Source organism: Guyparkeria sp. WRN-7 (assembly GCF_001641825.1).
Lineage (GTDB): Bacteria > Pseudomonadota > Gammaproteobacteria > Halothiobacillales > Halothiobacillaceae > Guyparkeria.
Map to the genome: position 1 here is coordinate 106829 of NZ_LRFH01000016.1, position 22609 is coordinate 129437.

The 22609-nt window shown below is 68.5% G+C and carries 21 protein-coding genes; 10 read left to right on the plus strand and 11 right to left on the minus strand.

Annotated features, from left to right (window positions below; genetic code table 11):
• Positions 1-23 precede the first annotated feature (23 nt).
• Together folB and AWR35_RS08810 are read left to right on the plus strand one after the other, a co-directional pair.
• Positions 24-446 (plus strand): dihydroneopterin aldolase, encoded by a 423-nt coding sequence (folB, locus tag AWR35_RS08805; RefSeq protein ID WP_197408183.1) that lies wholly within the window; start codon positions 24-26, stop codon positions 444-446.
• Positions 443-1624 carry an SAM-dependent methyltransferase gene (locus tag AWR35_RS08810; RefSeq protein WP_058575586.1) on the plus strand — a complete coding sequence of 394 codons (1182 nt, stop codon included), beginning with the start codon at positions 443-445 and terminating at the stop codon, positions 1622-1624. The genes folB and AWR35_RS08810 overlap by 4 nt, the downstream gene beginning before the upstream one ends.
• On the opposite strand, the gene AWR35_RS08815 is transcribed toward AWR35_RS08810, so the two are convergent.
• Together AWR35_RS08815 and AWR35_RS08820 are read right to left on the minus strand one after the other, a co-directional pair.
• Positions 1625-2377 carry an SDR family NAD(P)-dependent oxidoreductase gene (locus AWR35_RS08815; protein ID WP_058575587.1) on the minus strand — a complete coding sequence of 251 codons (753 nt, stop codon included), beginning with the start codon at positions 2375-2377 and terminating at the stop codon, positions 1625-1627.
• 25 nt (positions 2378-2402) lie between these two features.
• On the minus strand, positions 2403-3278 hold the full coding sequence (locus AWR35_RS08820) for a squalene/phytoene synthase family protein (protein ID WP_058575588.1): 876 nt from the start codon (positions 3276-3278) through the stop codon (positions 2403-2405).
• Between the two features lie 135 nt (positions 3279-3413).
• Between AWR35_RS08820 and AWR35_RS08825 the strand changes: the two genes are divergently transcribed.
• Positions 3414-4595: a methyl-accepting chemotaxis protein gene (locus tag AWR35_RS08825; protein WP_058575589.1), complete on the plus strand. Its 1182-nt coding sequence runs from the start codon at positions 3414-3416 to the stop codon at positions 4593-4595.
• Positions 4596-4616: 21 nt separating this feature from the next.
• Here the strand turns inward: AWR35_RS08825 and AWR35_RS08830 are convergent, their stop codons facing one another.
• The 4 genes from AWR35_RS08830 to AWR35_RS08845 form a co-directional block, all read right to left on the minus strand.
• Complete coding sequence (locus tag AWR35_RS08830; RefSeq protein WP_058575590.1) at positions 4617-5198, minus strand: hypothetical protein; 582 nt, start codon at positions 5196-5198, stop codon at positions 4617-4619.
• A 1-nt stretch (position 5199) separates the two neighbouring features.
• Complete coding sequence (locus tag AWR35_RS08835) at positions 5200-5880, minus strand: HAD-IA family hydrolase (RefSeq protein WP_058575591.1); 681 nt, start codon at positions 5878-5880, stop codon at positions 5200-5202.
• Between the two features lie 205 nt (positions 5881-6085).
• Complete coding sequence (ubiG, locus tag AWR35_RS08840; protein ID WP_066185127.1) at positions 6086-6877, minus strand: bifunctional 2-polyprenyl-6-hydroxyphenol methylase/3-demethylubiquinol 3-O-methyltransferase UbiG; 792 nt, start codon at positions 6875-6877, stop codon at positions 6086-6088.
• A gap of 30 nt (positions 6878-6907) precedes the next feature.
• A complete protein-coding gene (locus AWR35_RS08845) occupies positions 6908-8257 on the minus strand; it encodes a TRZ/ATZ family hydrolase (protein ID WP_058575592.1) in 1350 nt (449 codons plus the stop codon).
• Positions 8258-8611: 354 nt separating this feature from the next.
• On the opposite strand from AWR35_RS08845, the gene AWR35_RS08850 reads away from it, so the two are divergent.
• From AWR35_RS08850 to AWR35_RS08870, 5 genes are all read left to right on the plus strand, one after another.
• Positions 8612-9790 (plus strand): acetylornithine transaminase, encoded by a 1179-nt coding sequence (locus AWR35_RS08850; RefSeq protein ID WP_058575593.1) that lies wholly within the window; start codon positions 8612-8614, stop codon positions 9788-9790.
• Positions 9791-9843: 53 nt separating this feature from the next.
• Complete coding sequence (gene argF / locus AWR35_RS08855) at positions 9844-10767, plus strand: ornithine carbamoyltransferase (RefSeq protein ID WP_058575594.1); 924 nt, start codon at positions 9844-9846, stop codon at positions 10765-10767.
• A gap of 179 nt (positions 10768-10946) precedes the next feature.
• Entirely contained in the window at positions 10947-11333 is a 387-nt protein-coding gene (locus tag AWR35_RS08860) for a hypothetical protein (protein WP_058575595.1), read from the plus strand.
• A gap of 129 nt (positions 11334-11462) precedes the next feature.
• Positions 11463-12809, plus strand: coding sequence for an amino-acid N-acetyltransferase (gene argA, locus AWR35_RS08865; RefSeq protein ID WP_231723586.1), 1347 nt, complete (start codon positions 11463-11465; stop codon positions 12807-12809).
• Positions 12800-13573: a class I SAM-dependent methyltransferase gene (locus AWR35_RS08870; RefSeq protein ID WP_082664034.1), complete on the plus strand. Its 774-nt coding sequence runs from the start codon at positions 12800-12802 to the stop codon at positions 13571-13573. The genes argA and AWR35_RS08870 overlap by 10 nt, the downstream gene beginning before the upstream one ends.
• A 14-nt stretch (positions 13574-13587) precedes the next feature.
• On the opposite strand, the gene AWR35_RS08875 is transcribed toward AWR35_RS08870, so the two are convergent.
• Positions 13588-15624 carry a hypothetical protein gene (locus AWR35_RS08875; RefSeq protein ID WP_058575598.1) on the minus strand — a complete coding sequence of 679 codons (2037 nt, stop codon included), beginning with the start codon at positions 15622-15624 and terminating at the stop codon, positions 13588-13590.
• Positions 15625-15657: 33 nt separating this feature from the next.
• Complete coding sequence (locus AWR35_RS08880) at positions 15658-16881, minus strand: carboxylate--amine ligase (RefSeq protein WP_058575599.1); 1224 nt, start codon at positions 16879-16881, stop codon at positions 15658-15660.
• Positions 16882-17077: 196 nt separating this feature from the next.
• Here AWR35_RS08880 and AWR35_RS08885 point away from each other — a divergent pair, with 196 nt between their 5' ends.
• Both AWR35_RS08885 and rssA read left to right on the plus strand, forming a co-directional pair.
• The gene (locus AWR35_RS08885; protein ID WP_058575600.1) at positions 17078-17584 is read left to right on the plus strand and encodes a DUF4174 domain-containing protein; all 507 of its coding nucleotides are present in this window, start codon (positions 17078-17080) and stop codon (positions 17582-17584) included.
• Between the two features lie 116 nt (positions 17585-17700).
• Positions 17701-18639: a patatin-like phospholipase RssA gene (gene rssA, locus AWR35_RS08890; RefSeq protein WP_058575601.1), complete on the plus strand. Its 939-nt coding sequence runs from the start codon at positions 17701-17703 to the stop codon at positions 18637-18639.
• A 24-nt stretch (positions 18640-18663) separates the two neighbouring features.
• Here rssA and AWR35_RS08895 read toward each other — a convergent pair whose 3' ends face one another.
• The 3 genes from AWR35_RS08895 to AWR35_RS08905 form a co-directional block, all read right to left on the minus strand.
• Positions 18664-19722, minus strand: coding sequence for a DUF748 domain-containing protein (locus AWR35_RS08895; RefSeq protein ID WP_058575602.1), 1059 nt, complete (start codon positions 19720-19722; stop codon positions 18664-18666).
• A 169-nt stretch (positions 19723-19891) separates the two neighbouring features.
• Positions 19892-20452, minus strand: a complete 561-nt coding sequence (locus tag AWR35_RS08900) for a DUF2058 family protein (RefSeq protein ID WP_058575603.1) — start codon at positions 20450-20452, stop codon at positions 19892-19894.
• A gap of 66 nt (positions 20453-20518) precedes the next feature.
• Complete coding sequence (locus tag AWR35_RS08905) at positions 20519-22390, minus strand: pyruvate kinase (RefSeq protein WP_058575604.1); 1872 nt, start codon at positions 22388-22390, stop codon at positions 20519-20521.
• Positions 22391-22609 lie beyond the last annotated feature (219 nt).

The window sequence follows — 22609 nt, forward strand, 5'->3', positions numbered from 1 at the left end:
GCCCACCCCCGAGAGCCGACGCCGTGACCGACGCCGACCAACCACTCGCTCCCCCGTTGTCGACCGCCCCCGCCACCGATCGCATCCTGGTGCAGGGGCTCGAGTTCGAGACCATCATCGGCATCCTGCCGCAGGAGCGCGAGATCCCGCAGCCACTGCGTATCGATCTGGTGCTCGAGGTCGATTCGTTTCGCGAGGCGGCGGCCAGTGAGCAGATCGATCGGACGGTCGATTATGCGGCCGTGTCGCGGCGGGTGACCGAAATTGCCCGCGAAGGGCGCTTCCAGCTGGTCGAGACCCTGGCCGAGCGGACGTGCGAAGCCCTGCTCGCGGAATTCCCCATCCGGCGGATCACGCTGCGAGCGATGAAACCGCACGCGCTGGCCGAGGCGGCCGGGGTCGGCGTCGAGATCACGCGGGAGGCCGCCGCCGGGGAGGGCGCATGAACGCCGAGTCCCGCCAGGAAGGCTTCGAGCTGCCCGCGCCGGGCCAGGCCGATCAGGCCAAGAGCCTCGAGCTGATCGAGCTGCTGGTCGAACAGATGCGCGACGGGCCGATCCCGTTTGCCGATTACATGGCGACGGTGCTCTACCACCCGACGCTGGGTTACTACGGCAGTGGCCAGGTGGCCTTCGGCGCCGGAGGCGACTTCATCACCGCCCCCGAGCGTTCCCGCTTCTTCACCGCCGGGCTGGCCTACGAGTGGCGCCAGGCCCGCGAGTCGGGGCTGGGGCAGGAGATCCTCGAGGTCGGCGCCGGTTCCGGGCGCCTGGCCATCGACCTGCTCGAGCAGCTGGCTGCGGCCGATGCCCTCCCGGAGCGCTATACCATCCTCGAGATCTCGCCCGCCCTGGCCACCCGCCAGGCAGACAACCTGCAAGAGTCGCTGCCCCCCGAGGTGGTCGAGCGGGTGCGCTGGATCGATGCCTGGTCGGCACTGGACTGGTCCGGCGGGGTCGTGATCGCCAACGAGGTCCTCGACGCCATGCCGGTCGAGCGCTTTCGCTGGTGGCCGGGCAAGCCGGAGACGGCCGAGCGGATGCTGGTGGGGTTCGGCGGCCAGCGCTTCGTCTGGGAGACGCGGTCGGCGGATGCGGGGTTGCGGGCGGCGGTCGAGGCGATCGGTGCGCGCATCGAGCAGCCGATCGTGACCCCGCGCGAGACGGTGCTGGCCGAATACAACCCGGAGCTGGGCCAGTGGCTCGCGGAGATGGCGGGCGCCCTCGGCGCGGGGGACGAAAGCTGGGTCTACCTGTTCGATTACGGCAGCCACACTGCCGACATCTACCGCGCCGACCGTGACGAGGGCACGCTCAAGTGCCACTACCGCCACCTGGCCCACGAGGACCCCTTCGTCTACCCGGGGCTGCAGGACATCACGGCCTGGGTCGATTTCCAGGCCGTCGAGCAGGCAGCCCGGAAGGCGGGATTCGCGATTGACGGCGAGCGCAGCCAGGCGCAGTGGTTGCTGGGGACCGACGTCCCGCAACAGGTCGAACGCGAACTCCAGGCGCGCGATTCGCTGACCGATCAGGCGCAGCTGGCGCAGGAGTTCCGCGAGCTGGTGATGCCTACCGAGATGGGCGAGCGCTTTCGCGTCATGCGCCTGCGTCTCGGCGGTTGATCAGCCGGGCTCGCGGGGCAGGCGGCGGACCTCCCCGGACTCGCCTTGCGCCAGCCACTCGAGCAGGGCCGGCATCACGGCGCAGGGGGGCTGCCGGTCTTCGGTGAGCTCGCCGGGAAACCGGGCGTGTCGCAGGCGACTGTTCACCGCGCCCGGGTCGAAACCGCCGATCCAGACCTCCGGCGATTCGGCCGCCCACTGGCGGATCATGCGCTCGAGCCCGGCGTGAGCGATGTCATGCGCGCTGCCGAAGGCCTCGGTGCCGCGGTCGGTGAAGAACAGCACCCGGGGGCGGTCGGCGCGTTCCAGCAACGGCCAGCAGGCGCGGGTCAGGGCGAAGGGTGCGGTCAGATTGACGTGCAGGCTTTCCTGGAACTTCATCAGGTCGGCATGGGCGAGCGGCGCGAGTTCGCCGGCCGTTCCCATGGCATGGACCAGCAGGTCGAGTCGGCCGAAGGCCTGTTCGATGCCCGTGACCAGCTGTTCGTAGTCCTCGGGAGCGGCGCCGGAGAAGTCGACCGGCTGGATCACCGGTGCCTCGCCACGCGCGTCGGCCGGCACCTCGGGCAGCACGCGCTCGCTGATGTCGTCGGCCAGTCGTTCGAGCTGATCGAGCTTGCGCCCCAGCAGGATCAGCGTCGCGCCGCGCGCGGCCAGGGTCTGTGCCGTGGCCGTGCCGAGCGCGCCGCTGGCGCCGTTGATCAGCACGATCTGGCCGGCGAAGGAGGTGTCGGGGCGGGACGAATCGGTCATCGGTTTTCCTTCGAGGTGAACGGGACTACCAGGCCGCACGCCAGGCAAGCCACCAGCAGCGCAGCGGGCTGATCTCCACCCGCCCGGCCGTCAGCTCGGCCGGTGCGCTGCGCATCAGGCGCAGGTGTTCGCGGTCGATGGCATTGAGGATGCGAAACAGGCGCGGCGGCCGTCCGGTGGCCTGCCAGTCGTCCAGGCCGGCGGCAATGTGTTCGAGCTCCTCGCGGAACAGCGCCTCGCGGCTGTCCGGGGCGGTCTCGCGATACAGGTCCGCCTCGTCCAGACCGTGGCGGGCGAGGGTCTCCTGCGGCACATAGACCCGCCCGCTGCGCGCGTGACGGCCGAGCAGGCGCGCCCGGTCCAGTCGGCCATGCCAGCGGCCCAGGCGTGCCGCCGCGTCGACCTGTTCGTCGGAGGCATCCAGCAGCCGGGCGTAAAGGGCGAACAGGCTTGCGTAGCGGGCATCGAGGTAGGCCTCGAGGTCGGCTTCCGCGGCGAAACCCTCGTATTCGAGCTCGATGCGCGCGCCGCCCAGTCGTTCCTCGAGCCGGGCGATCAACGGCGAGTCCTCGCGACGGGCTTCCTCGCCCAGGCCGAGCGCATCCAGGCCGGCCAGCAGCGACTGGATGACCGGGTGTTCGCTGCGCCCCCGGGTCATGCCCAGCAGCGCCTCGCGCCACCAGTCGAGCTTGGCCATCGCGACCTGCGGCTCGCTGACCGTCTCGGGGATCTCGGCCAGCGACACGTCCAGCGCCCGCAGTGCGGTGATCGCCTGCTGTCGATCGGCGGGCAGCTTGAGGCTGGCGAGCCGGAACGGGCTGCCGACCGGGCGGGCGAGCCGCTCGCATTCGGCGTGGGCCAGATGCGGGTCGACGCTGGGGTTGACGGGTTCACTGCTCATGGGCGCGGATCATATCAGTTCCCGGGAGCCCGCCGGCTCGGCCCTGCGCTCAAGAAATCCGTCGCGCGACCGATACAACGGCAAACAGAGCGTCTAGTATTTTCCGCCGTTCCGTCGAAATAGGTATCCCCAACAATGAAGCAACCCAGCATTCTGCGCCGTCTCAAGTGGTCGTTTGTCGGCATGGGCGTTGTCATGGGGGCCATTTTTCCGGTGTTCGCCTCGTTCTTCGTCGAATTCCGTGACGGCATGCTGGGCTGGTTCGTGGTCGGTTGTCTCGGCGCGGGACTGACGGTGGGGTTCGTCAATTATGGGCTGGCGAACCTGATCCTGCTGCGGCGCATGGGATCGCTGGCACGGATCGCCGCGGCGGTTCGGGACGGCAACCTGACCCACAAGTGCACCATTGCGAGCGACGACTCGCTGGGCGATATCGTCGCCAGCGTCAACGCCATGATCGACCAGCTGCACGGCCAGATCGGCGATCTCAACCAGAGCTCCGATTCGCTTTCCTCCGCGGCGGGCAGTCTCGACGAGAGCGTGTCGAGTGTCATGGCCGCCCAGGGTCGGGTCCAGGCGCAGCGGGAGCGCACCATCGGCGAGGCGCGCGAGGTGGCCGACGGCGGGGACCGACTGGTCGACGCGATCGTCGAGGCGGGGCAGCAGGCGAGCGAAATGCAGTCGCGCGCCGAGCAGACGCGTGACCAGGTCGGCGAGAGCGTCACGTCGATCAGCCGTTCGCAGGAACGTGTCCGCGAGACCGCCGACATCATCACCTCGCTGGTTGCCGCCCGCGACCGCATCAGCGGCATGACCGCCACTATCGACGCGGTCGCCGAGCAGACCAATCTGCTCGCCCTGAACGCGGCGATCGAGTCCGCCCGCGCCGGCGAGCACGGCCGCGGTTTTGCGGTGGTCGCCGACGAGGTGCGCAAGCTGGCCGGCCGCAGTGCCGAGGCCGCACGTGAGATCGGGCTGGTGATGGAGTCGCTCGGCGACGACGTCACGGCCGCCGACACGAAGATGCAGGAGGCCAGCCGCTACTCGTCGGATGCCGAGCGGTCGCTGCAGACGGCCTCCGGCGGGCTGGCCCGCATGCTCGAGTCGGTGTCGCAGACCGTGTCGCTGACCGGAGAGGCGGCCGGTCACGGTCATCAGCATCAGGCGGCCATCGAGCGGCTGACCGAGGATCTCAATACCCTGATCGAGGTGGTCGAGCGCAACGGCGAGGTAATGCAGTCGGCGAGCACCGCCGTCGATTCGGTCAATCGCGAGGCCGGCCGGCTGGCCGATCAGGTGTCGCGCTTCCGGCTCTGATCCGGTACTCGGCGGGCCGCGTCAGCCGCGGCCGGTCAACACTCGCCAGGCGACCCGCGCGGCGGCCATCGGCCTGGCCATCCCGTGGCGTTCGGTCCGGTCGGTGAACCACAGCGACGGGTCGACCTGCCGTTCGCGCAGGATCTGCTCGACCCGGGCGATCGTCAGCCGGTAACGCCAGCCGCCCAGCCAGGGCTGGCCCAGGGCGGCTGCCCCCTGCAGCACGCCGCGAATCTGCCCGGCGAAGTGTTCGTTGAATCGCCGGAAGGCGAAGTCGACCCGCTTTTCCCGCCAGTGCGAGTCGGTGACCCGCATCTCGGCGAGCGTGTCGGCCGGCAGGCGCATGGCATGCCCCGCTGCCCAGTCGGCATGCGCATCCAGCCAGCCGTCGAGCATCAGCACCGCCGTGATCAGTCCGTCCACCCGGGCCTGGTCGGCCTTGCCGAGACGCTTGAACCAGGCGGGCCGGAAGGCCGGCAGGCGGGCGCGGTAGTGCGCGATCAGGTCGCCAAGGTTGGCCGGCTCGGTCACCGGCACCAACGGGGCTTCCCGCAGTTTCACTTCCACGGGCCAGGCGAGCAGGGCGGTGACGCGGGGGATCATCTCAGGCGTTCGCCTCGGTCGGGTTGTCGGTTTGGAGCAGGCCGGCGATGTCCTCGGGGCGGTCGATCACCATGGTCGCGCCCCAGTCCTCGATCGGGCGCTCGCCGTCCAGGTAACCCCAGCGTCCGGCGATGGTCGGCATCCGGGCGGCATTGCCGGCGATGATGTCGCGTTCGTGGTCGCCGATGTACCAGATGTCCTTTGGCGCCAGCCGCAGCTTGCCCGCGGCGAACAGCAGCGGGTCGGGGTGCGGCTTGGCCCGCTTGAGTTCGTCCCCGCAGACCACCACCGCCGGGACGAGCTCGAGTGCATCGAGCAGCCGGTGGGTCAGCCCGCCGGGCTTGTTGGTCACCACGCCCCAGGGCATGTCGCGCCCCTCGAGCGATTCCACCAATGCTTCCAGTCCCGGGAACAGGCAGGTGTGCACGGCCAGGTCCGCGGCATACAGGTCGAGAAAGCGCTGGCGCAGCCGCGCATAGTCCGCGGCCTCGGGTGTGATCTCCAGGCCGATGCCCAGCAGCCCGCGCGCGCCATTGGAGACATGCGGGCGGATGTCGTCGAAGGGCATCGGTCCGCGGCCCTGCTCGGCGCGCAGGCGGTTGAGAGCGGCGGCCATGTCGGGGGCGGTGTCGAGCAGGGTGCCGTCGAGGTCGAACAGGATCGCTTGCGGGGCGGGCAGCATCATGACTCCTTTAGGAAACTCTGCATGATTCGATGGCATCTCTGGCTCGCGGGTTTGTTCGCAATCAAGGCGCCGGCTCGAAGGCGGGCTTGGTGCCCGCCGAGGGGCGGCAACGCCGAGTGCGGGCAAACCCGCGATCCCCGTCCGGGCGGGCCTCCAAGGGCCCATCTGCGGCGTTGCAGCCCTTGTAAAGGGCGACGGCCCTTCATGGCGGACTGCGCCTTGCATCTGGACCCTTGGAGTCCCGCAGAGACGTCATCGAATCATGCAGAGTTTCCTTTACGAACGCCATCAGGTAGTTGACGTCCAGGTCGCGGTCGTTGAGCGAGAACTCGCGCGTGAGCGGGTTGTAGACGATGCCGGTCGAGGCGATCGGTCGCAGTCCGGCCGCCCGGCCCATCCGGGCCAGCTCGCCCGGGCGGATGAACTGGCGATGGTCGTGCGTGCCGCGCGGCACCATGTTGAGCAGGTATTCCGCAGCGACGATGCCCAGCAGCCATGACTTGGCGTTGCGGTTGAGCGTCGAGAGGAAGACGTGGCCGCCGGGGCGCACCGCCTCGGCCAGAGCCGCGATGATGCCTGCCGGGTCCTCGACGTGCTCGAGCATTTCCATGCAGGTGACGACGTCGTACGTGCCGGCATGTTCGGGGGCGAAGCGGGTGATGTCGGCAACGCGGTAGTCGATGTCGAGATAGTCCGGGGCATGGTCGCGGGCCACGGCGATCACGTCTTCGGCCAGGTCGAGGGCGGTCACCTTTGCGCCGCTGCGGGCGAGTGCCTCGGCGAGAATGCCGCCGCCGCAACCGACATCGAGCACGCGGCTGTCGCCGGCGTCGCTGTGCGTCTCGACGAAGGCCATGCGCAGCGGGTTGATCGCGTGCAGCGAGGCGAACGGCCCGTCGCTGTCCCACCACTGCCGTGCCAGGCGGTTGAAGTGGGCCAGTTCGTCGGGCGAGGCGCTCGAGGGTGTCTCGGTGGTGTCGGTGGTCGAGGTCATTGCGGGGTCCGCCGATGGGGAAACGTCGCGTCAGCCGGCGGGCTTGGCCTGCCGGATCGGCTCGCGCCAGGAATTGGCCCGATCGATGATCGCGCGGGAGTCGAGATGGCGCAACCGGCCACCGCGCAGCAACGCCCGTCCGTCGACCCAGACGTCGCTGACCTGCCGGCGCGAGGCGCTGTAGACCAGCGTCGAGACCGGATCGTATACCGGCTGGGTTTCCGGCTCGTCGAGGCTGACCGCGACGAGGTCGGCGCGCTTGCCCGGCTCGATCGAGCCGATGCGGTCGTCGAGGCCGAAGGCGCGTGCCCCGCCAAGAGTCGCCATGTGCAGGGCCTGGTGGGCGCTGACCGCCGCGGCGTCATTGGCGACCGGCTTGGCGATCAGGGCGGCGGTACGCATCTCGTCGAACATGTCGAGATCGTTGTTGCTCGCCGCACCGTCGGTGCCCAGCCCGACGTTGATGCCGGCCTCGAGCAGTCTGGCCACCGGGCAGAAGCCCGAGGCGAGCTTGAGGTTGGACTGCGGCGAGTGCATCACGTGGCTGCCGGTAACCGCGAGCCGCGCGATCTCCGCGTCGGTCAGCTGGGTCATGTGCACGGCGACCACGCGTTCGTTCAGCAGTCCCAGGCGGTCGAGCCGTGCCAGCGGTCGTTCGCCGTAGGTGGCGACGGCGGTTTCTACCTCGTGAGCGGTCTCGTGGACGTGCATGTGTACCGGCAGTTCGAGCTGGTCGCTCATGGTGCGCACCCGCTCGAGCGCCGCATCGCCGACCGTGTAGGGGGCGTGCGGGGCGAGGGTGAACTCGATCCGCGGATGACGGCGCCAGTCGTTGACCAGGTCGATGCCCTTGGCCAGTGCCTCCTCGGGATCGGCCGACCAGGGGTTGGGATTGTCGATCACCACGATGCCGAACACGCCGCGCAGGCCGGCGGTCTGGACCGCCTCGATCGCCGCCTCGGGGAAGAAGTACATGTCCGAGAGCGTCGTGGTGCCGCCGCGGATCATCTCCAGGGCGGCGAGCATGGTGCCGTCGTGGACGAAGTCGTGACCGAGCATCTGCCCTTCGACCGGCCAGATGTGTTCCTCGAGCCAGGTCATCAGCGGCAGGTCGTCGGCCAGGCCGCGCATCAGGCTCATCGCCGCATGGGTGTGACCGTTGACCAGCCCCGGGATCAGGGCGTGCTCGGGCAGGTCGATCCAGTCGACCGGATGCTCGCTCGCCTGCTGGCGCCGCCGTGCCTCCTCGCGGGGCAGGATTGCCTCGATCTGCCCGTCGGCCACCCAGACGGCGTGGTCTTCGAGCACCTCGTCGCGCGGGGCGACGGGGATCAGCCAGCGAGGGGCGAAAATCTGGATAGTGGGGTGGTCGTTTGCCATGTCGGAGCGGCGCCTGCCGGGGTGTGTAACGGGTGGCACGGAGTGCCGCAAAGGAAGGGAAACTCTACACGAATGCCATGCCACTCTGGCCTGTCGAGCCGTTCGTGATCAAGGCGCGCAGAGAGGTATGGCATTCGTGTAGAGATTCCCTCCATGTCGCGCCCATCCGGCCATTGTCGGATTTGACGGCTTTCATGCTATCCTCGCGGACTTGCCCCTCCGAACCCGATTGTGAAACGGCGTTCGTCGAGCCGGGCAAAAAAACACTATGGATTCAATGCGCTCGTCGTCCCGGGGAGCGCTTTTTTGGTTTTGTGCCGTCCGGAAAGAGCGGGCGGCGGATCGAGGACAAACGTGAGCGACTCTCTGCTGCCCACCTACAACCGTCAAACCGTTCGTTTCGTCCGCGGCGAGGGGCCGTATCTCTGGGACGAGCGCGGGGTCCAGCACCTCGACGCGGTCAGCGGCATTGCCGTGACCGGTCTGGGGCATGCCCACCCGGACCTGGCCGAGGCGATCTGCGATCAGGCCAAGACGCTGATCCACACCTCCAACCTCTACGGCATCCCGTGGCAGGAAAAGCTCGGCGAGCGGCTGGCCGCCCTGTCCGGCATGGAGAAGGTGTTCTTCGGCAATTCCGGTTCGGAGGCGAACGAGGCGGCGATCAAGCTCGCCCGCCTGCACGCCCGTCGCCGCGAGATCGACCGCCCGAAGATCGCGGTGATGGAACACAGCTTCCACGGCCGCACGCTGGCGGCACTGTCGGCCACCGGCAACACGGCCATCCAGCAGGGCTTCGAGCCGCTGCTCGACGGTTTCGAGCGCGTGCCCTACGGCGATATCGACGCCCTCAAGGCGCTGGCCGACGACCCGGCGATTGCCGCGGTACTGCTCGAGCCGGTACAGGGCGAGGGTGGCGTGCGCCCGGCGCCCGAGGGCTATCTCGCTGCCGTGCGCGAGCTGTGCGATGCGCAGGACTGGCTGATGATGGTCGACGAGGTGCAGACCGGCATTGCCCGTACCGGCCGCTGGTTCGGCTTCCAGCACGAGGCGGGTGTGCTGCCCGACGTGATGAGCCTGGCCAAGGGGCTGGGCAACGGCGTGCCGATCGGCGCCTGCCTGACGGCCGGGCGGGCCACCGACCTCTTCGGTCCGGGCAGCCACGGGTCGACCTTCGGCGGCAACCCGCTGGTCTGTCGCGCTGCGGCCACCGTGCTCGACGTGATCGAGCGTGACGGGCTGGTCGCGCGTGCCGAACAGCTGGGAGAGAAGATCGCCAGGCGCATCCGCGAGGGGCTGGCCGACGAGTCCGGCTGCCGCGAGGTGCGTGGGCGCGGGCTGATGATCGGCATCGAGCTCGACCGCCCGGCCGGCGAACTGGTGGCGCGTGCCCTCAAGGAAGGCCTGCTGATCAACGTCACCGCCGGTTCGGTGGTGCGGCTGCTGCCGCCGCTGATCCTGAGCGCGTCTCAGGCCGACCTGATCGCCGACCGCGTCGTCGGCGTCATCCGCGACTGGTACGCGGCCAACTGAGTTTCCGGGGCGGCCCGTCGGGCGGCTCCCCAACCGACTGAATTGATATCGCTATGTCCACACGTCACTTTCTGAGCCTGTTCGACCTCACGCCCGAGGAATACCGCGGCCTGTTCGAGCGCGCGGGACAGCTGCAGGCTGCCCGAGAGCGCGGCGAGCGTCCCGAGACCCTGGCCCGTCGCGTGCTGGGCATGATCTTCGAGAAGGCCTCGACCCGCACCCGGCTGTCGTTCGAATCGGGCATGGCCCAGCTGGGCGGCTCGGCCATCTTTCTCTCGCCGCGCGACACCCAGCTGGGCCGCGGCGAGCCGGTCGAGGACTCGGCCCGCGTGATGTCGCGCATGGTCGACGCGATCATGATCCGCGCCAACGACCACGCCATGGTCGAGACGTTTGCCGCCAACAGCCGGGTGCCGGTGATCAACGCGCTCACTGACCGCAGCCATCCCTGCCAGCTGCTGGCCGACATCTACACCTACCAGCGCCATCGCGGGTCGATTGCCGGCAAGCGCGTTGCCTGGGTGGGTGACGGCTTCAACATGTGCCACTCCTACATCAACGCCGCGCGCACCTTTGACTTCGACCTGGTCGTCGCCGCACCCAAGGGCTACGAGCCGGACCCGGACGTGGTCGCTCCCGCCGGCGACCGCGTCGAGCTGGTCGACAGTGCCGCGGCGGCCGTCGAGGGCGCCGACCTGGTGGTCACCGATGTCTGGGCCTCGATGGGCCAGGAAGAGGAGCGCCTGCGTCGCCTGCGCGACTTCCACGACTACCAGATCAACGGCGAGCTGATGGCCCGCGCCAACGACGACGCGCTGTTCATGCACTGCCTGCCGGCCCATCGCGGCGAGGAAGTCACGGCCGACGTCATCGACGGGGCGCAGAGCGTGGTCTGGGACGAGGCCGAGGCGCGCATGTTCACCCAGCAGGCGCTGGTCGAATTCCTGATCCTCGGCGAATTCCCGAACGCCTCCTGAACCGCGGGCAGCTGCCCGCGACGTTCCGAAGACCGGTTCCCTTGTCGGGGACCGGTCTTTTTTTCGGACTATTCTTCTCTTGTATCCCCTGGCCCGCGAGATCGGGTAGCGGGGACGGGGCCCGTGTAGCGGGCATCGGCCGGTCGTGCGGCCGGCGATCACTAGGGGAGGGCAGAGCCATGCATATTGCCAAAGCGGACGTTCCGGTCCGGTTCGACGTGCCCGGCGCCACGGTGCGCCAGCAGACGAACTTCGGTGACGTGAGCGGCTACGGGACCATGGGCGCGGAGTATTTTTCCTTCGGGGCGGGCACCGACATCACCGAGTTGCTGCACGGACTGGAGGGGGACCTTTGCCAGTGCCCGCACTGGGGCTATGTCGTCGACGGGGCGATCACCGCGCTGTACGACGACGGCGAGGAGGAGACCTCGCATACCGGTGACCTGTTCTACTGGCCGCCGGGCCACAGCGTCCGGGCCGAGGAAGACACCGACATCGTGATGTTCAGCCCGCAGCACGAACATGGCCGCGTGATCGAGCACGTCGCCAGGCAGGTCGGCGCCTGACCGGCCGGCCTCGTCAGGCCCCGCCCGGCGGACTGCGGTCGTGGGGCGGGGCCATTTCATGTTCGCCGCCGCGACCGGTATCCTGATCGCATCGTCAACCCCGCCCGGAAGCGGCTTTGGAGAGCATTCGTGAGTGACAGCAAGGATCAAGCGCCGAACGTTACCTGTCAGCCGACAGGCGAGGCGCAGGTGCTGGTGCGTGGCCTGCGGGATGCGGTGCCCTACATCCGCGAGCACGAGGACCACGTCTTCGTGGTCGCTTTCGGTGGCGAGGCCCTCGACGAACCGGCGAGCTTCGAGCGGCTGATCCGCGACATCGTCCTGATCGCCGATCTGGGCGTGCGGCTGGTGCTGGTGCCGGGCGCCCGCCCGCAGATCAACCGTCGCTTCCAGGCAGCCGGCTTCGACGAGCACTTCCACGGCGGGCTGCGCGTTACCGAGCCTGCCATGATCGACCCGCTGACCGAGGCGGTCGGCGCGGTGCAGTTCGACGTGATCTCCTGGTTGTCGGCGCGTCTGAGCCTGGCCTCGGGGTCGGGGCTGGCCCAGCGCGTACTGACCGGCAACTTCGTCACCGCGCGTCCCATGGGCGTGATCGACGGCGTGGATCTCGGCCACACCGGCGCGGTGCGGCGGGTGGACGTCGACGGCGTGCGTGACGCGCTTGGCGACGGCTCGATCGTGGTCCAGTCGAACATCGGCTACTCGCCCACCGGCGAGCTGTTCAACCTGCGCGCCGAGGACGTGGCCGAGAGCATGGCCGTCGCACTCGGTGCCGACAAGCTGATCTTCCTCACCGACCCGCTCGACGACCTGCCGACCGCGATGAGTCTGGCCGAGGTCGAGGGGCTGCTCGACCGCGAAGGCGGGCGGCTGTCGACCGAATTCCAGCTGCACCTGCACAGCGCCGTGCGCGCCTGCTCAAAGGGTGTCGACCGTATCCACCTGGTCGACCGCGAGGTGGACGGGGCGCTGCTGGTCGAGCTCTACACCCGTGACGGCTGCGGCACGCTGATCACCAGCGAACCCTACGAGCGCATCCGTCCGGCCACCCTCGACGACATCGGCGGGATACTGGCCCTGATCGAGCCGATGGAGCAGGCCGGCGTGCTGGTGCGCCGCTCGCGCGAGCAGCTGGAACTGGAGACCGACCGCTTCGTCGTGATCGACCGCGACGGCGACATCATCGCCTGTGCCGCGCTCTATCCGTTCCCCGAGGCCGGCACCGCGGAGCTCGCCGCCCTGGTGGTCCACCCGGCCTACCAGGGCGGTGGACGTGCCGCGCGGCTGCTTGCGTTCATGGAAAGCCGTGCCCGTTCGCTGGGGCTCAAATCCGTTTTTCTGCTCTCGACCCAGACCATGGCCTTCTTCCGTGAGAAGGGTTTCGCCGACGAGAGCCTCGAGAACCTGCCCTCCCAGCGCCGGGCGCTCTACAACCTCAAGCGCAACTCGCGCATCTTCCGCAAGTGGCTTTGAGCTTGCCGGTGACGGTGGTCGCCGCATCGGACGACGCCGGCGGCTTGGCGGCCTTTGCCGGCGAGCACGGCCTGGCCTGTGTTGAGGATCGCGAGGCGGTGCCGGCCGAGCATTTCGCCCTGGCCATCGAGGCCGGCGGCGTGGCGCTGTTCCCTCCCGCCGACCGGCCCGATCTCGGGCACCTGCCGCTGGTGATCGACTTTGCCGACCGCGCCTATGCCCGCCCGCTGGCGCGCAAGGATGCCCTGGCACGGGCGACCGGCTGGAAGGGCGGTTACCGCCCGCCGGTGGTCGATCTCACCGCCGGACTGGGGCGCGATGCCTGGGCGTTGGCCGCCGGCGGCTGCCGGGTGACCGCGGTCGAGCGCCACCCGGTGGTCCATTGCCTGCTGGCGGATGCGCTGGCACGCGCCGCCGCCGACCCGGCCCTGGCGGACGCGGCTTCGCGCATTACCCTGGTCGGTGGCGACGTGCTCTCCGGTTCACCGCCGGGCCTGCCGGTTTCGGCCGAGACCGTCTGGTATCTCGATCCGATGTTCCCCGAACGCAAGAAGTCCGCGCTGGTGAAAAAGCCGATGCGGATATTCCACCAGCTGGTGGGCGAGGACGCGGATGCCTCCGCGCTGTTTGTCTGGGCACGCCGGCAGGAGGGTGCGCGCTGGGTGGTCAAGCGTCCGCCGGGTGCGCCGACCATCGACGCGACGACCCCGGACATCGAGTACCGCTCGGGCCGGCTGCGCTTCGACTGCTACCTGCCGGCCTGACGGTGCTCGAGGCCTCAGGCCTCGGTGCCGGTCGGGCTGTCGACGTTGAGGGTCAGGTGCTCGGACGGGATGCGATCGGCGCCCCAGGTGCGGTGCACCATGTCGATCACGCGGTCGAGTGCCTCCTGCGGCACGTCGGCCAGCTCGCCGTACTCGAGCGGGTCGTAGTGGAAGATGTACAGGCGCGAGGCGAACTGCTCGAAGGGCAGTGAGGACTCGCCGAAGCGTTCTCCGTTGCCCGCCGTGCTGACCTCGACACCATCCCCCCAGTTCTGCCCGCTGTCGTTGTTCGGGTTGTAGAAGTACGCCCGCATCACCTCCTGCGGATCGAGCGAGACGCGCAGCAGCGTGATCGCGTGCCAGCCGATGAAACGCGCGGCGGTGTCGGTGGCCGCGATGCCGATCGGCTGCGGATGGATCAGCGGCTGGTTGCCGTTGTAGTAGGGGTGATAGCTCGCATAGAAGTGGCGCAGGAAGTCCTCCACCGCGTCGAGCTGGCCGGTGGCGACGTCGACGTTGATGCGAAAGCCGCGGCCGGCCCACCAGCCGTGGAATTCCGGATTGACCCAGCGGTGCGGGTCGCCTTCGCGGCCGATGCAGCGGCGGCCCATCTCGGCGTAGATGCGGTCCAGGTGCGGGACGACCAGCAACGAGACGGCATCCAGGTCGATCGGCAGGCTCTGCGCCACACCACTGAGCGAGGCCATCGACGAGATCGGCTGGCCCTCGAAGTGCATGATGATCTCGTCGTCGCGCGCCGCCCAGGCAACCATCTGCAGCAGGTAGTCCGGATCGTTGTAGGCCCACATCGACAGGGCACGCGCCGACTGGCAAGTCGGGTTGTTGCCCTGGCCGACGCCCAGCGGCTGGCCCAGCATGCAGAGCACGCCCTCCAGCAGCCGGGTGCGCGGCGGGATCGCCTCGCCGAAGGCCAGCGCCAGGCGTTCCCGTGACCAGGCCGATAGCGGCAGGCTCAGCTGGCGCCACAGCGCCGGGGCGACCGGCGACTGGTACAGGATGCCGCGCTCGAGCATCAGCGCGAGACCGTAGATCGCCTGAGCGGTTTCGGGCAGCACCGCCTGGTCGATCAGGGCATGGGCCAGGTCGCGATAGCACAGCAGGCAGTCCCGGCCCGTGGCGGAGAGCCCCATCGCTTCGGCTAGCAGGTGATCGCCCTGGTCCACGAGATGCCGTACCAGCGTCGCGTGGTAGGGCGAGACGAGCCCGGTGTCGTGCATGGCGCGGGCAAACCCGGTCGCCTCGTTCTGCAGGGCGCCGGCATCCATGCTGTCCAGCCGTTCCTGGTAGACGGCCACGCCCGGGTCTTCGCGACAGGCCTGGGTCGGGCCGAACAGGCTGCTGACCAGGCGGTCGGCTCCCTGGCCACTGGCGCCGAGGTCGATGTTCGGATCCCCCTGGCAGATGGCGATCTGCGTCACCATCTGCTTGACCGGACCGGTCTGGATCGGGCGCTGCTGCAGGATGCGCCAGATCTCGTCGATCAGCTCGTCGACGATGTGCTCGTAACCGATCCGCTCGGCCAGGTGGGAAAGCAGCCCGCGCGCCAGATCGGCCAGCCGTCCCTGGCTTTCCCGTTCTGCCTCCGTGGGCGGCATGAACAGGCGTTGCAGGTTGACGGCCAGCACCTGGGTCAGATGGTGGTGGGCATTTTCTGCCGAGAGCCTCGGGTGCGGATAGTCGCCGCGCGCGACGGCGAGCATTCGCAGATCGCTCAGGGCCTCGATGACGACGGCATCGGCATCGCTGCTGGCCAGCGAATGCGCCGACAGCGAGGGCACCAGGATCTCGGGGTAGTTCCAGTCCGAACCGAGGAAGGTGCCTGCCGTCTCGATCGCTTCGGCACGGGCCTCGAGCGCCGCCGGTCCGCCGTCCTGAAGCAGCACCCGCTTGGCACCGTCCAGTACCCGGCGCAGTCGCGTCGGCTTGGAGAACTCGGGGGCGGCATCGAGCGCCGAAAGCGCATCATCGAACCGTTGCAGGAGGCCGGGCAGGAGGTCCCCGCCCGATTGGTCGCCGGCTTCGCTGGTCACGTGGGCTCCTTGTGCCCGGGGGAATGCGCCGGATTATACATAGAAGTCCAGATCCTCCTGGTGCTTGAGCAGATCGCGCATGGTGTGCGGATCGTCGCCGAAGAAGTACACCAGCCCCCAGTGCGTGCCGAAAGCGGTGCGCTTGGTGACCGTCTCTTCCAGCGGCGCAGTGAGTTCGTGCGACTCGAAGTAGGGGTGGTTCTCGGTCTCCTCGGGAATCTCCAGGCGGCTGACCACGCGGCGGCGCGGGTAGACGCCGAAGCAGCCGGCCACGCCCTTGGCATCGACCACTTCCTTGGGGAAGAACTCGGTGATCTCCTCCTCGGTGGTCTTGGGGTCGAAGGAGAGGATCAGGCCCTGATAGGCGTTGAAGCCGTAGGCGCGCTCGAGCAGTTCGAACACCTTGAAGCCCGGCGGGCGATAGGCCACCTCGCCGAAGTACATCTCGCCGTCATTGGTGACGAAGTACTCGGGGTGGACGAAGCCGAACTCGATGTCGAAGGTCTTGATCAGCTTCTCGATCTGGGCCCGGATCTGTTCGCGGTACTTCTCCAGTTCCGGCGTGGCCGGCACGAATACCGAGTAGCCGAGCGTCACGTACTCGGAGATGTTGAGAAAGCGGATCTTGCCGTTGTGCACCCAGGCCTCGACCGCGAACTCCCAGCCGTCGAGGTGCGACTCCATCAGTACCGGGAATTCCTCCTCGGGAATGGTGTCGACCTCGTCCGGCGTGCGGATCACGCGGTGGCCCAGACAGCCGGCCTTGTCGAACGCCTTGAGGTGGATCGGGTCGTTGGGGTCACCGTCGAGCTTGAGCAGCGTCTGGTTGACCCGCTTGAGAAAGCGGACCACGTCCTCCTTGTCGTGCGCCTCCTCGAAAATACCCACGCGGATGCCGCCCAGCTGGGCCCGGCGCTTCATCAGCGCCTTGTCGCGCAGCAGCATGGCCTGGCCGAACAGCTTGGGCTTGTCCAGCAGCACGGAGTTGATCGCCCCGGCCCATTCGACCGTCTCCTCGTAGAGCGGGATGGCCACGTCGACCCCCTTTTCCTGGAGGGTGTGGGCGATTTCCATCGAGCGGTCGTTGAGCCGCTCGAAGTTCCAGGGGATATAGGGGATGTTGTGCTGCTCGCAGTATTCCTCGGCCCAGTCGGGCGCCACCACGACGTAACGGCGATCGAAGGTCTCGGCGGCCTCGACCGCGTTCAGGGACCAGCCGAGCAGGGCGACATATCCTTTATCCGGATTCTTTTGCATGGGAAACCTTTGGTTGGAATCGATGGGAATGGCGCAAGCGTTCACGTGACGCATTGCACAACGCGCTGGTTCAACCGTAGTAGATGAATCGCCGTTACACCGTGATTGCCACAAAGCCGTGGCGTTCATCGTTGCCGGTCGGGATCGGTGATCCGGTCTAGTCTCCAGAGGAGGTTCCGCTGTTCCGGAGGCGACCATGCCTGTTCCCGCTCCCCTGTTTCTCGCCGTGGCCCTGTTCTCGGGCAACGCTCCGGCCAACGCCGAGCCGGCCGGGAATCCGGGCTACTGGCAGGCCCTCGAGTGGCAGCATCGCCCGTTGCTGATGGTGATCGGCACCGGTAACCGGGCCGCGGCGCGAGGCCGCCAGTGGGAGGATCGCCTGCTGGCCAGTCGCTGCGCGCTGGCCGAGCGACGCATCCACTGGCTGGAGGTGCGCCCCGGCGGTGTCTGGCGGCGTTTCGCCGGGGACGAGGAGGCACAGTTCGAGCGCACCCGGCTCACCGATGCCGCCGAGGCGGTCGTGCGCCAGCGTGTCCGGCGCAAGCCCGACGGGTCGGCGCGGCTGCTGCTGTTCGGGCTGGACGGCGAGCGCAAATACGTCGGCCAGCCGTCATCGCTCGAGCCGATCCTGGCGCTGATCGATCGCATGCCGATGCGCCGGGCCGAGCTGGAGCGTGAGCCGGACGATTGCCCGCCGCGCTGAGGCGATGGCCGACTGACCCGGATGGTGGCTGCCGGTGTAGGATTGGAACCAGCCGCCGTGGCGCGCCAACCGGCCGGGCCGGCGGGTTTCTCGATTAACCGCGACAGGGAGCGACGATGAGCGGCAAGCAACCAATGATCGGCCTGGCGCTGGGCAGCGGCGCGGCCCGCGGCTGGGCGCATATCGGCGTGATTCACGCACTGGAGGAGGTCGGCATCCGGCCATCCATGGTCGCCGGCTGCTCGATCGGTGCGCTGGTCGGCTCGGGCTATGCCAGCGGCTCGCTCGACCGACTGGAGAAATGGGTGCGCGGCATCCGCTCGCTTGACGTGATGCGGCTGCTGGACGTGCGCTTCGGTGGCGGGCTGATCGAAGGCGACAGCCTGATGAAATCGCTGGAGAAGCAGGTCGAGCCCGTCGACATCGAGTCGCTCGACGTCCCCTTTGCCGCTGTGGCCACCGATCTCGAGGCCGGTCGCGAGGTATGGTTGCGCGACGGCAGCCTGATGCAGGCGGTGCGCGCCTCGATCGCCGTGCCGGGGCTGATGTCGCCGGTGCGCCACGAGGATCGCTGGCTGGTCGACGGCGGTCTGACCGATCCCGTGCCGGTGTCGTTGTGCCGCGCGCTGGGCGCCGACATCGTGATCGCGGTCAATCTCAACAGCGACCTGGTCGGTCGGCACATCCGCGATGTGCGCGGGGCGGCGCGCCGCGACACCCACAACGAGAGCGGCCTGCGCAAATGGTTCGACGATGTCGACGAGCGCTTCCTCGACGGCCGGGTCGGCAAGTGGCTCGAGGAGCGCGAGCATGCCGACGAGCCGCCGGGCATGCTCGACGTGATGGCCGGCTCGATCAACATCATGCAGGACCGGATCACGAGAAGCCGGATGGCCGGCGACCCGCCGGAGTTGCTGATCTCGCCCAAGCTCGCCCGCGTCGGCCTGCTGGAGTTCGAGCGTGCCGAGGAGGCCATCAAGGCCGGCTACGAGGCGGCGCACCGGGCGTTGCAGGGCTCCGACCTGATTCCCGAGGATGCCGCGGACAAGGGCTGAGGGCTTCTGCCTCGCCTCGACGCCTCACTCCTCCAGCAGTTCCTCGAAGCGGATATTGCCGTCCGTGTCACGCGTGAAGGCCTTGCCGAAGGCATTGTCGAAAATGCTGAGGAACGCGGCCCAGCCGTCCCGGTCCGGGTCGTCCAGATTCCCCTCGATCGGGATGCGGAAGGCGAACTGGTCCTCGGGCTGGTTCTCGAAGATTTCCATGAACCCCGAGACGACCGATTCCCACAGGACATTGAACGGGTTCTGGTCCTGCTCGCGCAAGTCGACTAGTGAGATGTCCGTGGCCACGGCCTTGACGTAGCCGCTCATGCGGCCGTCCGCGGCGGCCAGCTCGGTGAACAGGCCGAGGTTTCCGCGCTCGAAGTCGACGGCGGCGAACGCGTTGGCGTAGTCGTTGAAGGCGGGCAGGGAGGCCTGCCGCAATTCCGCGGCGAGATCGAAGTCCGGAATCGCCTGGATCACGTTCAGTTTGCCTTCCACCGTGAGCGCGCCGCCGCCCAGCGAACGGCCGGTGACCCGCAGGTCGGAGGGCAGGGTCTGATCGCGGTCCTCGACGTTGCGCAGGTTGGTCACCTCGGCGTCGATGCCGTCGACATACAGGTGAACGTTCGGCTCGGTGCTGTAGTCGATGTACGCCACCCGGCCGCCATGTAGGGCGAGCCGGTTGATGTCGAACGGCGACCAGGCATCCACCAGGCGTTCCCAGCCCGCGCCTTCACCGCGCTGGCGACGGGAGAAGTTGAAATCCGCGTCGTGGATGTCGATCTCGGCGACCACCGCACCGTCGAGCAGCGCGCTCCACTCCACCGACAGGTCGATGGTTTCCGCGGCGACGAACGGTTCCTTCAGTCCGCCCTCGACCTTGTGGATCTCCAGCCCGTGGACGGCATAGGCGCCGCGCCAGAGGTGGATGTCGACGTCCTCAAGCGAGCCGTCGTAGCCGTCGAGCTCGGCGATGCGGGCGTTGAGGTAGTCGGTGACCCAGTAGGGCAGGTACAGGCGCCCTGCGAGCAGCAGGGTGGCGATGATCGCGATCAGGCCCAGGGCCACGCTTCCGGTCTTGATGCCCTTCATGACGAACCTCCCCGGAGTGCCGGTCGGGACGGCGGGACGCCTGGCGCGTGCCGGCGCGCGTTGCCCCACCTGATTCGACAGGCGGGGTGGCACGACGGTTCATGTCGTTATCGGAAGAATAGTCCGCCGGGCGGCGGCTGACAGGAAGGCCCCCGGAACGGGGGCGGGTTTACCAGACCAGGTCGTCCGGTACCGCGAAGTCGGCGTAGGCCTCGTCGCGGATCTCGCCGCCGCTGGGCAGGGCGACCAGGAAGGCCGGGTCGCGCTTCGCGATCTTCTCGGCCGTCTGCGCGGAGATGATGTGGTAGCGCTTGTTCCATACCGCCAGGCGCAGCTTGCGGGTGGCAAGCCCCCGGCGCAGGCGCGGGTTGACCGGCAGGCTCCGCACGCGGCCGTCGTCGGCGAAGTGGAACGGCTCGCCGTGGCTGGGCAGCTTTTCGGCGTGGTCGAGAATCAGCTGGCGGATCTCGGCGCGCTGGGCGCGGCGCTGCTCGTCCTCGCGCTGGCGGGCTCCGGCCTCGCGGGCCTGTTGGCGCTCGCGCTCGAGCTTCTCGGCGGCCGCCTTCTTGGCCGCCTCGATCTCCCTGGGCGGCTTGGTGTTCGCCTCCTGGTCGTGCCGGCTCACCCGGCCCCAGGCGGATTTCTTCTTGGGTTTCTTGCCGCCTTTCTTGTCACCCTTCTTGGCGAGGCCGGCCTGAAGAAGCTGATCCTGGAGAGATCCCTTGCTCATGGTGTGTCGTGACGCCGATTGGTTTGCGGGTCCGGCAGTCTACCAGCAAGACGTGGCCGACGAGGATCAGGAGTCGGCGCGCGCAGTCATTCCCGCCGGGGTGGCGGCGCATGCCAGCGGCGCGAGCTGTGCCGTCTTCTTGTGCTGGTGGCGGTGCATGCGCTGGACGATCTCGACCAGGATGTGCACGGCCCGCTCGATGTAGGGACCCTTGTTGAGCATCACGCACTCGGCGCGCTCGGCCATGGCCGCATCCGTGAGCTCCGGGCGCGAGATGGTGCCCTTCTTCGCCAGCGTCTCCAGCACCTGAGTGGCCCAGATGACCGGTACGTGCGCCGCTTCGGTAAGCCACAGCAGGGTCTCCTGCGCCTCGATCATTGCCTCCGGGCCCAGCTCCACCGCGAGATCACCGCGAGCGATCATGATGCCCAGCGGTCGACGGTCGAGTGCGGCGAGCATGATCTCGGGCAAATTGGCCACCGCCCGGCGCGTTTCGATCTTGGCGACGATCGGCATGCGCTGGGCGCCGCGCGTGTCCAGCTCCGCCATCAAGGCGCGCATATCGTCGCCGGACTCGACGAACGAGAAGCCCACCATGTCCGCATGAGCGACCACAAAGTCGAGGTCCTTGAGATCCTTATCGCTCAGGGCAGGAAGATCCAGCGGGGTATCGGGGAAGTTGAGCCCCTTGTCGGGCTTGATGGTCTTGCCCTGCGGGCCGGCGTGCTCGATGGCGAGCAGCGCACCGTCGGCGTCAAGCTCAAGCACCCGGGCGCCGATCTTGCCGTCGTCGATCCACACCGAATCGCCGGCGGCCAGCCGCTCGAACACCCGCGGCTCGGCGCAGGGCACGCGGGCCGGCTCGATCACGTTGCCCGCCGGGTCGAGGCGGGCGGGTTCGCCCGGGCGGTCGGCCGCGGTGAGGCGGAGCCGGTCACCCTCGAACACGCGGATCTTTGCCGGGCGGGTGTCGAAACCGCGGGCGAGGAATTTCTCACCGGTGCCTGGGTCGTGGAAGGCAGTGGTCTGGTCGATGTGTGCTGGGCCGTCGAGCGCGGCGTGGAAGAAGCGGGCGGTGCCGGTGGCCGCGATGCGCATGCGGCGCTCACGCCCGAGGGCGTCGACGAAGTACAGCTCCTGGTGGTCGTGCAGCCGGTCGACCACCGCCGTGTCCAGCGCCAGGTGCCAGTTGCGCTTGCGGCCCTTGCCGACCGGCTCGGAGCGCAGGAAGCCGTCGCTGATCTCGATCACCGGCGCCCGACTGCCTTCCCAGTCGATCTCCAGGGCCTTGTGCCGCCGACGGACTTCGCCGGTGCGCACCTTGTGGCCGGCCAGGTCCATGAACAGCCGGCAGGGGCGCCCGATCCGCTGTCGGGCGGCCTGCAGGTTACCGACCATGCGGCTCCACTCTCGCGCACTGTCGTGGGCGCAGTTGATGCGTGCGCAAGTCATGCCTGAGCGCATCAGCCCCTCGACCAGCTCCGCGTCGTCGGCGGCCTCGGTGGGCAGGGTGACCATGATGCGCACTCCGTGCGGCGCCTCGCTGCCGAACAGGCGTTCGGTGTTGTCCGCCAGGATGCGCTCGCCGGCAAGGAAGTCCTCGATCGAGCAGCCGGTCGTGCCCGGCGGCATCCCGCTGGTCCGGCGCAACAGGTCGATGATGGCATCCAGTGTGGCCAGCACGTGGGATTCGCTTCGCCCGAGCGACGACAGGCCGTGGGCGGCCAGCAGCGGTTGCAGTTCGCGTAGGTCCTCGGCCCGCAGGGCGAGATAGCAGGCCAGGTTCCAGCTGCTCGGCCCGGCGCGGTCGGCCTTGCCGAGTGCGTCTTCGAGTCGACGCGTCGCCCGGTCAACCACCCGGTCTCGCAGGGCGGTGACCTCGCCGAGCAGAGAGTCGATCGAGGTGGCGGTGCCGTGGTCGTGAGTGCCGGTCTTCATGGGGCGGTCCCTCCTGCCTTGGGAACCCATCGATACCAGCGCTTTGTGACGGCGACATGGCAGACCCCCTTTGCAGCGATAAAAACCGATGGCCATCACGCAAACGTGCTAGGATTCGCCGCCTCGGACAGACCAGTCCTGCCGAGCCAAGTATTGACGGCCTGTCAGCTGACGGTCCGCTCACCCCGCGTTTTCCTTGCCGACTGGCGTGCGCTCCCT